Source organism: Rhizomonospora bruguierae (assembly GCF_018397995.1).
GTDB classification, from domain to species: domain Bacteria; phylum Actinomycetota; class Actinomycetes; order Mycobacteriales; family Micromonosporaceae; genus Rhizomonospora; species Rhizomonospora bruguierae.
The window spans coordinates 34,057-46,020 of the sequence record NZ_BBQH01000079.1; the positions used below are offsets into that span (position 1 = coordinate 34,057).

The 11,964-nt window shown below is 74.2% G+C and carries 8 protein-coding genes; 2 read left to right on the plus strand and 6 right to left on the minus strand.

Annotation, left to right across the window (positions count from 1 at the left end; genetic code table 11):
• The gene (locus KJS59_RS26045; RefSeq protein ID WP_213455720.1) at nt 1-1,137 is read left to right on the plus strand and encodes a hypothetical protein; all 1,137 of its coding nucleotides are present in this window, start codon (nt 1-3) and stop codon (nt 1,135-1,137) included.
• A 4-nt stretch (nt 1,138-1,141) separates the two neighbouring features.
• Here the strand turns inward: KJS59_RS26045 and KJS59_RS26050 are convergent, their stop codons facing one another.
• Both KJS59_RS26050 and KJS59_RS26055 read right to left on the minus strand, forming a co-directional pair.
• Nucleotides 1,142-2,620 carry a glutamate-cysteine ligase family protein gene (locus KJS59_RS26050; RefSeq protein WP_213455722.1) on the minus strand — a complete coding sequence of 493 codons (1,479 nt, stop codon included), beginning with the start codon at nt 2,618-2,620 and terminating at the stop codon, nt 1,142-1,144.
• 308 nt (nt 2,621-2,928) lie between these two features.
• Complete coding sequence (locus KJS59_RS26055) at nt 2,929-3,513, minus strand: YceI family protein (RefSeq protein WP_213455724.1); 585 nt, start codon at nt 3,511-3,513, stop codon at nt 2,929-2,931.
• Between the two features lie 102 nt (nt 3,514-3,615).
• Between KJS59_RS26055 and KJS59_RS26060 the strand changes: the two genes are divergently transcribed.
• Nucleotides 3,616-4,113: a MarR family winged helix-turn-helix transcriptional regulator gene (locus tag KJS59_RS26060; protein WP_213455726.1), complete on the plus strand. Its 498-nt coding sequence runs from the start codon at nt 3,616-3,618 to the stop codon at nt 4,111-4,113.
• Between the two features lie 304 nt (nt 4,114-4,417).
• Here the strand turns inward: KJS59_RS26060 and KJS59_RS26065 are convergent, their stop codons facing one another.
• The 4 genes from KJS59_RS26065 to KJS59_RS26080 form a co-directional block, all read right to left on the minus strand.
• On the minus strand, nt 4,418-6,886 hold the full coding sequence (locus KJS59_RS26065; RefSeq protein WP_213455729.1) for an ATP-binding protein: 2,469 nt from the start codon (nt 6,884-6,886) through the stop codon (nt 4,418-4,420).
• A 183-nt stretch (nt 6,887-7,069) separates the two neighbouring features.
• On the minus strand, nt 7,070-9,151 hold the full coding sequence (locus KJS59_RS26070; RefSeq protein WP_249714904.1) for an MMPL family transporter: 2,082 nt from the start codon (nt 9,149-9,151) through the stop codon (nt 7,070-7,072).
• A gap of 86 nt (nt 9,152-9,237) precedes the next feature.
• Nucleotides 9,238-10,386 carry an acyl-CoA dehydrogenase family protein gene (locus KJS59_RS26075; protein WP_213455731.1) on the minus strand — a complete coding sequence of 383 codons (1,149 nt, stop codon included), beginning with the start codon at nt 10,384-10,386 and terminating at the stop codon, nt 9,238-9,240.
• Nucleotides 10,387-10,403: 17 nt separating this feature from the next.
• Nucleotides 10,404-11,936 carry an acyl-CoA carboxylase subunit beta gene (locus KJS59_RS26080; RefSeq protein ID WP_213455733.1) on the minus strand — a complete coding sequence of 511 codons (1,533 nt, stop codon included), beginning with the start codon at nt 11,934-11,936 and terminating at the stop codon, nt 10,404-10,406.
• Nucleotides 11,937-11,964: the final 28 nt, after the last annotated feature.

An 11,964-nucleotide genomic window follows, 5' to 3' on the forward strand; every position in this document is an offset into this window, starting at 1 on the left:
ATGGCCGTACGAGGGTGGGCCGTTCAGGGCTGGGGCGGGTCGATCGCCGTCGCGGTGGGTGCCGCCGCCGGCGCCGGCGCCGCTCAACTGGGGCTGGGCTACGGGCTCGGCATCATCGCCTGGCTGCCGGCCTCGAACGGGGCCGCCGAGGCCGCCTGGGTGGCCAGCCTCGGCTGGGCCACCTGGATCGCCGCCACGTCCACCGTGGTCGGCGCCGTGCTGGCCGGCCGGTTCAGCTCGGCGGAGTCGACCACCCCGGACGGTCCCGGCACCCCGCTCACCGCCACCCTCTGGCGGATCGCGCTGGCGCTGGCCGCGGCGGTCGGCGCGCTGGTGACGGTCGCCCTCATCGCGGTACCGGCACGCGCGGCCACCCGCGCCGACACGTTCTCCCCGCAGACCATCGCGGCCGGGTACGCGATCCTCGGCGTCATCGCCGGCCTGCTGGTCGCGATCCCGGCCCTCGCCGCCCGGGCGGTCGCCGCGAACACCGTCGTGACCGTGGCGTACCTGTGGCTGCTGGCCGTGGTCACCGTCATCGACGGGGTGGTCGCCGGTCGCGGCCTGGGCACCGCCCACCTCGGCGTCTGGCAGTTCACCAGCGAGCGCGACGGCTACTGGTTCGGCAACCTGTACCTGCCCGGCATGGCGCTGTCCGTGCTCTCGGCGCTCGTCCTCGGCGCGCTGGCGGCCTGGCCGGCGGCCCGCCGGGGCGACGGCCGGGTGGGTGTGGCCATCTCCGGCGCGGTCGGCCCGCTCCTGGTCGCCGCCGCGTACTTCCTGACCGCGCCGAACCTCGTCGGCGTGCGCAACCAGCAGCTTTCGGCCTACCTGGTCGCGCCGTACGCGCTGATCGCCGGCCTGGCCGGTTCGGTGCTGGTGGCCGCGTGGGGCAGCCGCGAGCCGGCGCCGAGGGCCCTGCCGGGCGTCGCCGTGCCCGCCCAGCGGCCGATCGAGGCGCCGCCCGAGGTCCGCGCTGCCGCCGCCCTGCCGGGGCGGGAGCCCGAGCCGTCGGTCCGCGAACCGGAGCCCGCCGGGCGTGGGCGGGGCGGGCGCAAGCGGGCCGGGCGCAAGCCGGCATCGCCCGCGCCGGCGGGTACGCCACCGGAGGAGAGCGGCCCGGCGGCCGGCGCCTGACCGGTCACGGCCGGGGCCAGGTGTGCACCGGCTCGTTGGCGCGCTGGAGTTCCGCGTACCGCTGGACCATGTCGTGCAGCGCGCGCTTCCGGCTCAGCCCGCGCTCCCGCTCCGCCGCCCGAACCGCCTCCGCCTGCCAGACCGCGCCGTTGCGCCGGGTCAGGCAGCGCTCCTCCACGATGCCCAGCAGCCGGTCCCGGTGCTTCGGCTCGACGCCGAAGCGGTCCAGCCCGGCGTACGCCAGCGGCAGCAGTCGGCGTAGGACGAGGTCGGTGGCGCGCACCTCGCCGACCGCCGGCCAGTGCACGGTGGCGTCGATGCCGCGCCGGGCGGCGGTGTGGAAGTTCGCCTCGGCCTGGCCGAACGTCAACTGGCTCCAGACCGGGCGGTCGGACTCGGCCAGGGCCCGGGCCAGTCCGAAGTAGAACGCCGCGTTGGCGAGCATGTCCACGACGGTCGGTCCGGCGGGCATCACCCGGTTCTCCACGCGCAGGTGCGGGCGGCCGTTCATGATGTCGTACACCGGGCGGTTCCAGCGGTAGATGGTGCCGTTGTGCAGCCGCAACTCCGCCAGGCGCGGTACGCCGCCGGCGCGCAGCACCTCCGCCGGGTCCTCCGGGTCACAGATCGGCAGCAGCGGGGGGAAGTACCGCACGTTCTCCTCGAACAGGTCGAAGATGGACGTGATCCACCGCTCGCCGAACCAGACCCGCGGCCGCACGCCCTGCGCCTTCAACTCGTCCGGCCGGGTGTCGGTGGACTGCTCGAACAGCGCGATCCGGGTCTCCGCCCACAGCTGCTTGCCGAACAGGAACGGCGAGTTCGCCCCGACCGCGAGTTGCACGGCGGCGATGGCCTGCGCCGCGTTCCAGTACCGGGCGAACGCCTCGGGCGCGACCTGGAGGTGGAACTGGACGCTGGTCCCGGCGGCCTCGGCGAGGATCGAGTCGTTGTGCATCCGCAGGTGCTCGGCGCCCCGGATGTCCAGGGCGAAGTCCTCGCCCCGGGCGTCCGACATCTGCGAGTTGAGCACCCGGTACCGCTCGTTGCTTGAGATGTTCTTCAGCACCGCCTGCCGCGGGGTGAGCGTGGGCAGGACCCCGATCAGCACGATCATCGCTTCGCACCGGTGCGCCCGGTCGTCGGCCCGGGCCAGGCTGGCCAGCAGGTCCCGCTCGTACTCCGCGAAGCCGCTGCCGCCGATCAGCCGCGGCGGCGCGTTGAGTTCCAGGTTGAACTGCCCCAGCTCGGTCTGGAAGGTCGGGTCCGAGAGGGTGGCGAGAATCTCCGCGTTGCGCATCGCGGGATCGGCGTCCGCGTCCACCAGGTTCAGTTCGATTTCCAGGCCGGTGGTCGGGCGGTCGGCGTCGAAGCCGAAGTCGTCCAGCATGAGGGCGAACACGTCCAGGCATCGCCGGACCTTCTGCCTATATCGGATGCGATCGTCCCGGGTGAAGGCATGCTGCGAGACGTCCGTGCCCATGAGCCCTCCCGGCAGGGGTCTGGGTGGCGGTTCGGGGGGTCGCCTCACCGTACGAGCGGGAGGCGCGCCCAGGCTAGGGAAAGGACGTACATTTCTGAGCTGACCGTCACGGGGCGGCGGCTCAGCGTCCATCATCCGCCCGCGGCGACCGTCGCCCGGAACCGGGAAAGGCAAGGCCGCGCCGGTGTCCCGGCGCGGCCTTGTTGGTGGCGGGAAGCCGTTGGGTGGCACGGATTCCACGGTTCTGGGCCACCCTCGCCGCGACATCGCCGCGCGGCCGGGGGATCGATGGCCCTCGGGGCCGTGACTCAGGCGCGGCGGATGGCCTCGCCCTCGATCTCAATCTTGATTTTCTTGCCGACCATCACGCCGCCGGTCTCCAGCGCGACGTTCCAGGTCAGCCCGAACTCCTCGCGGTCGATCTCGGTGGTGGCGGTGAAGCCGAACACGTCGAACCCGTACGGGCTGCGGTTCACGCCCTCGAACTCGACGGTCAGCTCGACCGGGCGGGTGGTGCCGCGGATCGTCAGGTCGCCGGCGAGCACGAACTCGTTGCCCTCGTGCGACTTGACGCCGGTGCTGCGGAACTCCAGCGTCGGGACGGTCTCCGCGTCCAGGAAGTCGGCGCTGCGCAGGTGGGTGTCGCGGTCCTTCTGGCCGGTGGTGATGCTCGCGGCCTGGATGGTCGCCACCACGGACGACGCCAGCGGGTCCTCGGCCACCGTGATCGTGGCCGTGGCCTCCTCGAACGAGCCGCGGACCTTGCTGACCATCATGTGCCGGGCGACGAAGCCCACGCGCTTGTGCGCCTGGTCCAGGTCGTACACCCCGGGCGCGGGAATGATCAGGCCGTTCCACTCGCGGGTGGCAGCGGCGGCCTCGGCAGAAGTCATCGGGTTCTCCTCCAGGACGGTTAGTTGGTCAGCTCGATGTCTGACGAAACAACTATACACGAGGCAACATTCCCTATGTCAACCTCTGATATCGTTGACCCCGTGACGGAGCACCTGCTGGACGACCCGCGAATCACCGCGGTGGGCCTGTTCTTCGAGGCACACACCGGCCTCGTCGACCGGTTCTCCGCGCAACTGGCCGAGCACGGCCTCTCGTCCGTCGAGTTCGAGGTCCTCATGCGGCTGGCCCGCTCGCCCGGGCACGAGCTGCGCATGTCCGACCTGGCGGCGCAGACGTCGCTGTCCACCAGCGGCGTCACCCGCGTGGTGGACCGGATGGATCGCGACGGGCTGATCCGCCGCCGCGCCTGCCCCACCGACCGGCGCAGCTCCTACGCGGTCGTCACCCCGGCCGGCATGCGCCGGCTGGACGAGACCCTCCCCGCACACCTGGACCTGATCGCGCGCTGGTTCACCGGCCTACTCGGTCCCGAGCAGCTCACCGCCCTGCTGGAGGCGCTGCGCACGATCCGGGACGCGGTGCGCCCCGAGGCGACGGCCGGCGCGCGGGGAACGGCAGCGGCCGGCGCCGAGCGGTAGCGGCGTCACGTCGGGGCGAGTGAACCGATCCACCGACCCAACCGCACGAAGATCACTTACGGTGATCGGGCGATTCCGGTATCGACCGGCAGAAACAGCGGCAGAACTGACGCGATGAGCCGGTCATATGTCCCCCAAAGGGGGCATAGAGGGCAGTCCGAGCCGATAAGTTCGCGACGCGCGGGAGGCGCCTAGGGGGGAAGCGCGGGCGGAGAAGACGGGGCATGCCCGGGGGGCTCCGCCCGCGCGCTTCCCTACCGCCCTCCCGCGCCCACCCTGGCGAGGAGGCCCGCCGGGGCGCAACTTACCGGCCGTCAACGCCGAGGAGGGCGTGCTCGCGGGGCAGGAGGGTGATCCCACCCTCCTTGCGGACGCGATCCAGCCAGGCGAGCCGGTTCGCCCGCGCCGCCGGGTCATCGGTGGTGGCCACGGCGCCGACCAGCGCCTCGACGACGTCGCGCAGGTCGTGCATCCCCTCGTACGCCTGCGCCGCGACGGCGAACCACTCCGCGGCAAGCTCCCGCTCGCCGCGGCTGAGGGCCAGGTTGGCCTCGATGGCGGCGCACGTCGCGTCGTCGGGCGCCGGGTCACCGAGCATGGCACGCAGTTCGGCCAGGATCTTGGCCGCCTCGTCGTCCCGGCCGGACTGGGCCAGCGCCAGGCCGACGACGGCCAGGGCGCGGCGGCGGTGCCCGGGGTCGCCCAGGTCCTCCAGCATCGCCACCGCGCGGCGCCCGGAGACCTCGGCCTCCTCGTACCGGCCCTCGAGGCGGGCCACGTCGGCAAGGTTGGCGCGGGCGACGGCGCGCAGCCGCTCCTCGCCGCACTGCGCGGCGAGGCGGTCCACGGCGGCGAGGCGGCGGCGGGCCGCGGCGAGGTCGCCGACCCGGATCTCGTGCCAGGTGAGGTTGTTCTGGGCGACGGCCATGTCCCGGACGCGCCCGGTGCGGGTGGCGAGGGTGAGACCCGCCTCGCCATGCTGGCGGGCCTCGTCGTAGCCGCCGGTGCTCATGTAGAGGGCGCAGAGCACGCTGCGGGCGGCGAGTTCGCCGGTGACGTCGCCGAGCGCGGCGAAGTCCGCGAGGGCCCGCTCGGCGAGGGGCAGTTCCTCGGCGGCGGCGCCGTGCTCCAGGGCGAGTTGGGCGACGCCGAGGCGCGCCCAGGCGATCACCTTCGGGCCGACCCCGGCGGTACCCGGGTCGTCCAGCAGGCGGCGCAGCCACTGGCGGCCGGGGACGTCCCGGCCGCGGAACCGCCACCACCGGGGCAGCTTGGACGCCAGGCACAGGGCGGTGGGCGGGTCGTCGTCGGCGGCGTGGGCGAGCGCGGCCCACAGGTCGCTGGCCACGTCGTCGAGGTGGGCGACGGTGGCGGTGAGTTGCGGGCCGACCAGGTCAGGGGCGGCACGGGCGGCGAGCCGGGCGAAGATGACCGCGTGCCGGCGCCGGGCCGCGACCAGTTCGCCGGCCGCGGCGGCGCGCTCGACGGCGAAGTCGCGCACCACGTCCACCAGGCGGAACCGGAACGGGCCGGCGCCCCGGACGCTGACCAGCCCGAGCGCCATCAGCCGGTCCAGCAGCGGGACGGGGTCGCCGGCCGCGGCTCCACCATCCTCGGCGGACTCCTCGGTGAGCAACGCCTCGGCCAGCTCCACCGACCAGCGGTTGCGGAACACGCAGAGCCGGCGCAGCGCGTACTGCTCGGCGGGGCCCAGCAGGCGGTAGCTGGCGGCGACCGCGTCCCGCAGGGTGACCGCCCCGGCCTCGGACTCGGCGGCGCCGGCGAGGTCCAGCAGCCGGTCGCCGTACCGGTCGAGGATCTCGCCGAGCTCCAGCACCCGGCCGCGGGCGGCGGCCAGTTCCAGGGCCAGCGGCAGGCCGCCCAGCCGGCGGACCAGGCTGACCAGGGGGCCCACCTCGTGCGGGCCGACCGGCTCCCGGCGGACCTGCCGCAGCTGGGCCAGGAACAGCGCGGCGGCCGGGTACTCCTCGACGGTCGCCAGGTCCGTCTCGCCGCCGGCCGGCGGCACCTCCAGCGGCGCCACCGGCCAGACCTGTTCGCCCGCGATGCCGAGCGGGTGCCGCCCGGTGGCGACCACCCGCAGCGCGGGGGTGTGCTGCGACAGCCAGCCCAGCGCCTCGACGACGGCGGCGGCGGATCGCTCGGCGGCGTCCAGCAGCAGCAGCGCCGGGGCGTCGGAGAGCCGGTTCGCCAGGTCGCCCGCGCGGCCCACACCGAACACGGCGGCGGTCGCGGCCAGCACATCGGCGGTGGTGGAGACCTCGCTGATCACCACGCCGGCCACGCCGCCCGGGTACCGGGGCGCGACGTGGTGGGCCACGGCCAGCGCGAGGGCGGTCTTGCCGACGCCGGCCAGCCCGACCAGGGTGACGACCTTTTCGCCGGTGAGCAGGTGGGAGATGTCGGCCACGTCCAGCGCCCGGCCCACCAGGTTGCCGGGGTTGGGCAGCGAGATCGCGCCGGCCGGCGGCCCGCCGGTGTCCGGGGGCGGCTCGGCGGTGGCCCGGCCCCGGGAGGCGGCCACGAAGTCGGCCCGCTCGGCACCGACCAGGCCGAGCGCGGCCGCGAGCAGCTCGACGGTGGTCCGCTGGGGCCGTGACGCCCGACCGCGCTCGAGATCACGTACCGTGCGCACGCCGACTCCCGCCCGGCCGGAGAGGTCGGCCTGGGTCAGCCCCGCCGCGCGGCGATGCGCGCGCAGTCGCGCGGCGAATCCGGCGCTGCCCTGCTCAGCGCCATGATCAGGGGACATGGCCGGAAGCGTAACCAGGGCTGGAAAGGTTGGGGACCGGTGCGTCGCGCTGCCGACCGATAGGCGCTCGGGTATCCGACACATCCCGTCCAGGCCGCCCTTAACGGTTACTCGTCGTTACGCCCCGCGACGGGAGCTACGGGGTGGTGCCGGCCTCGATGGGCGGTTCGGCGGCGCCGTCCGTCAGCGGTTCGGCGGGCGGGCGCGGTGCCGGCAGGGGCGGCGGGGCCGGCAGGGGGCGCACCGGCAGGGGCGCAGGGGCCACCAGTTCCGGTCGCCGAGAAGGGTCATGAGCGCCGGCAGCAGCAGCCCCCGGACCACGGTCACGTCGAGGATCACGGCGACCGCCATCCCGACGCCGATCTCCTTGACCGCGACCAGCCGCCCGAGCGCGAAGCCGAGGAACACGATCACCATGCAGACCGCCGCGGCGGTCACCACCGGTCCGGTGCGGGCGATGCCGGCGAGCACGGCACGGGTGTTCCCGCCCGGGCGCCGGCCCCACTCCTCCCGGATGCGGGCCAGCAGGAACACCTCGTAGTCCATGGTCAGGCCGAAGGCGAACACGAACAGCAGCACGGGCGTGGTCACGTCCAGCCCGCCCCACGGGTCGAACCGCAGCAGCGGTCCGCCCCATCCCCACTGGAACACGGCGACCAGCACGCCGAGGGTCGCGAGCAGCGTCAGGCCGTTCATCGCCAGCGCCTTCAGCGGTACCACGACCGAGCCGGTCAGCGCGTACAGCAGGATCCCGGTGGCGACCAGGAGCACCGCGGCGACCAGGGGCAGCCGCCCGGCGACGGACGCGCGCCCGTCCACCACCTCGGCCGCCGGACCGGTGACCAGGACCGGTGCCGGATGGTGCATCGCCCGCACGGCCCGGACCAGCGGTATCCCGCTGGCCTCGCGCGGCGTGAGATCGACAATGGTGAACCCGGCGGGCACGTCGAGGCGCAACCGCATGCCGGCCAACCCGGGCAGCTGGTTGAGCGCGTCGAGCAGCTCGCGCCCGACCGCGGTGCCCGGGTCCGCCTCGATCAGCGCGGTGACCGGCTCCGGGCGCCCGGCCCGGAAGTCCCGCTGGACGACCTCGGCGGCGCGGCGTGCCTCGGCATCGGCGGGCAGCGCGCGGGCGTCGGAGTTGGCCAGGTTGATGCCGGTCAGCGGCAGGGCGAGCAGCAGCAGGGCGGCGCCGGTGCCGAGCGTGACCGGCCAGGGCCGCCGCTGCGCGTACGCCGCGAGCCGGGCGAGGAGGGCGGGCTGCGCCGGCCGGGGCGGGCGCCGGGCGGGGATGCGCCGGTGCGCCGCGGCGATCAGGGCCGGGGCGAGGGTCAGCCCGAGCAGCGTCGCCAGCGCGACCACGATCAGCCCACCGGCGGCCATGGCGGCGAGCAGCGGGGTGGCGAACGCGGCGAGGCCCGCCATCGCCACCGCCACCGCCAGCCCAGAGATCAACACGGTCCGCCCGGCGGTGGCCATGGTGCGGCCGACCTGGTCCGCGAGGGTGCCGCCCGCCTCGCGCTCCTCCCGGAAGCGGGCGATCAGCAGCAGGCAGTAGTCCACCGCGAGGCCGATGCCGAGCAACGTGACCACGTTGACCGAGTACTCGCTGACCGGGGTCAGCCGGGTCAGCCCGGAGAGGGCCAGCAGCGCGGTGGCGACGGCGGCGAGCGCCACGGCGAGCGGGATCGCGCCCGCGACCAGCCCGCCGAGGATCACCACGAGGGCGGCCAGCAGCGCGGCGAGCGCGACCGACTCGCCGAGGGCGGCGTCCGCGAGGGCCTGCCGGGCGAACGCCTCCTTCGCCGGTACCTCGCCGCCCACCAGCACCTGCGGGGCGGCGATCCGGTGCAGGGCGGCGGCCACCGGTGCGATGTCCGTGCCCGGGTCGACCCGGACCGTGACGAGCGTGCCGCGGTTGCCGGCGCCGATCGCGCCGCCGGGACCGGAGTAGAGATCCGCCACCTCGCGCACGCCGGGCATCCCGGCGATCTCCCGATGCGCCCGGCCCACGCTGGCGACCAGGGCCGGGTCGTACGGGTCCACGTCGCGGACCACCCCGAGGATCAGGTCACCCTCGGGGAGCAGGGCGTCGATGCGCCGCTGCGCGACGGCGGACTCGGCGGCCGGGTCGAGCCCGTCGACATCGCTGACGCGGTCGTAGACGCCGCCGCCGAGGACGGCACCCGCGAGGGTCACCGCCAGCCAGGCGCCGATGACGGGCCAGCGCCGGCGTACGGCGAACCGCCCCAGCGCTGCGAACACCCGCCAACCCCCGATCCGTGGACCGGAGGCAGAACATCACCCCGGGCGGCCGGGCGGCAACCCGCGCACCGGGTGGACCCGGGCGCCTACAGGCCCAGGTCCCGCGAAATGATCATTCGTTGGATCTCGCTGGTGCCCTCGCCGATCTCCAGGATCTTGGCGTCCCGGTAGAAGCGGCCGACCGGGAACTCGTTCATGAACCCGTAGCCGCCGTGCACCTGCGCCGCCTCCCGGGCGTTGGTCACGGCGGCCTCGCTGGCATACAGCTTGGCGATCGCCGCCTGGCGCTTGAACGGCTCGCCCGCGACCAGCCGGGCGGCCGCGTCGTAGTAGGCCAGCCGGGCGGTGTACGCGCGCGTCTCCATATCCGCGATCTTGAACTGGATCGCCTGGAAGTCGCCGATCGGGCGGCCGAACGCCCGCCGCTGCCCGGCGTACTTGACCGACTCGTCCACGCAGCCCTGCGCCAGCCCGACCGAGAGCGCGGCGATCGCCACCCGCCCCTCGTCCAGCGTGCGCAGGAACTGGGCGAAGCCCCGGCCCCGCTCGCCCAGCAGGTTCGCCGCCGGCACCCGGCAGTCGTCGAAGGTCAACTCGTGCGTGTCCGACGCGCACCAGCCGACCTTCGAGTACCCCGGCTGGACGGTGAAACCCGGTGTGCCCGACGGCACGATGATGGCCGAGATCTCCTTGCTGCCGTCCGGGTTGACCCCGGTGACCGCGGTGACCGTGACCAGCGCGGTGAGGTCGGTCCCCGAGTTGGTGATGAACGCCTTCGACCCGTTGACGACCCACTCGTCGCCGTCCAGCACCGCCCGGGTGGCCGTGCCGCCCGCGTCGGAGCCGAAGCCGGGCTCGGTGAGGCCGAAGCCGGCCAGCGCCTCGCCGGCGGTCAGCCGGGGCAGCCAGGTCTCCCGCTGCTCGGGGGTGCCGAACCGGTAGATCGGCATGGCGCCCAGCGAGATCGCCGCCTCCAGCGTGATCGCCACGGACGAGTCGACCCGGGCCAGCTCCTCCAGGGCCAGGCAGAGCGCGAAGTAGTCGCCGCCCATCCCGCCGTACTCCTCGGGCAGCGGCAGCCCGAACAGCCCCATCTTGCCCATCTGCCGGACGATCTCGTACGGGAAGGCGTGCCGCTCGTAGTACTCGCCGATGACCGGCGCGACCTGCTCCAGGGCGAACTCCCGGACGCTGTCGCGCAGCGCCCGCTGCTCCTCGGTCAGCCTGAAGTCCACTGTGTGCCCCCAAATACCTAGACCGGCGTCACGCCGTGCCGGCGCCGGGAGAAGTGGCGGTCCCTGCCCCGCGCGGCGGCGTACCGGCGGATCAGCTCGGCGCGCAGGTCGCCGGCCGGGACCACCGCGTCCACCACCAGCTCGCTGGCCAGCCGCATGATGTCGATGTCGCGCTCGTACTCCGCGCGCCGCTCGGCGACGAACGCCGCCCGCTCGTCCGGGTCGGCGATCGCCGCGATCTTGTTGGCGTAGACGGCGTTCACGGCCGCCTCGGCGCCCATCACCGCGATCTTCGCGGTGGGCAGCGCGATCGTGGCGTCCGGCGCGAACCCGGGGCCCGCCATGGCGTACAGGCCGGCGCCGTACGCCTTGCGCACGACCACGCAGATCTTCGGGACGGTGGCCTCCGAGATCGCGGTGATCATCTTCGCGCCGTGCCGGATGATGCCCTGCTTCTCCACCGCCGTGCCGACCATGAAGCCGGGCACGTCGGTGAGGAACAGCAGCGGCACGGTGAACGCGTCGCAGAGCTGGACGAACCGGGTGGCCTTGTCCGCCGAGTCGACGAACAGCACCCCGCCCTTGAACAGCGAGTTGTTCGCCACCACGCCGACCGGGCGCCCGGCCAGCCGGCCGAACCCGACGGTCAACTCCCTGGCCCAGCGCTCCTGGATCTCGAAGAACGAGCCCTCGTCCAGCAGGCCGCGAACCACCTTGCGGATGTCGAACGCCTGGCGCTCGCTCCGCGGTACCAGGTCCGCCAGGTCGACGCCGGCCGGCGCCTCGGCGGCGGGGGCGACCGGCGGCTCCTGCGTCCAGTTCGCCGGCAGGTACGACAGGTACCGGCGGATGGTGGCCAGCGCGGCGTCCTCGTCCTCGCACAGGAAGTGGCCCACCCCGGACTCGCCGGTGTGCACCTTCGCCCCGCCCATCGCCTCCAGCGTGGTCTTCTCGCCGGTCACCATCTCGACCATCCGGTCGGAGCCGAGGTACATCGAGGCGTTGCCGTCGACCATGGCGACCACGTCGCAGAACGCGGGGATGTAGGCGCCGCCGGCGGCGGACGGGCCGAACAGCGCGCACGCCTGCGGGATGGCGCCGCTCGCCTTCACCTGGGTGTAGAAGATGCGCCCGGCGCCCCGCCGGCCCGGGAACAACTCCACCTGGTCGGTGATCCGGGCGCCGGCCGAGTCGACCAGGTACACCATCGGCACGCCGGTCTCGTACGCGCGCTCGATGATCCGGATGATCTTTTCGACCGTGCGGGCGCCCCACGAGCCGGCCTTGACCGTGGAGTCGTTGGCCATCAGGCAGACCGGGCGCCCGTCGATCGTGGCGGTGCCGGTGACCACGCCGTCGGCCGGGAGCCCGTCGGCGAGCGCGTTCGCGTACAGGCCGTCCTCGGTGAAGGAGCCGGGGTCGACCAGGCGGGCGATCCGCTCGCGGGCGAACAGCTTGCCCTTCGCCGCGTTCGCCGCGTGGTACTTCTCCGCTCCACCGGCCCGGGCCCGCTTGCCCGCGTGCTCCAGGGCCGCACCGTCGACCGTCACCACCCGCCTCCTAGCACCGATCCGGTAA

Coding starts and splice junctions, on each gene's coding strand:
- KJS59_RS26045 (WP_213455720.1), top strand. CDS start 1: ATGGCCGTACGAGGGTGGGCCGTTCAGGGCTGGGGCGGGTCGATCGCC.
- KJS59_RS26065 (WP_213455729.1), bottom strand. CDS start 6,886: ATGTCCCCTGATCATGGCGCTGAGCAGGGCAGCGCCGGATTCGCCGCG.
- KJS59_RS26055 (WP_213455724.1), bottom strand. CDS start 3,513: ATGACTTCTGCCGAGGCCGCCGCTGCCACCCGCGAGTGGAACGGCCTG.
- KJS59_RS26050 (WP_213455722.1), bottom strand. CDS start 2,620: ATGGGCACGGACGTCTCGCAGCATGCCTTCACCCGGGACGATCGCATC.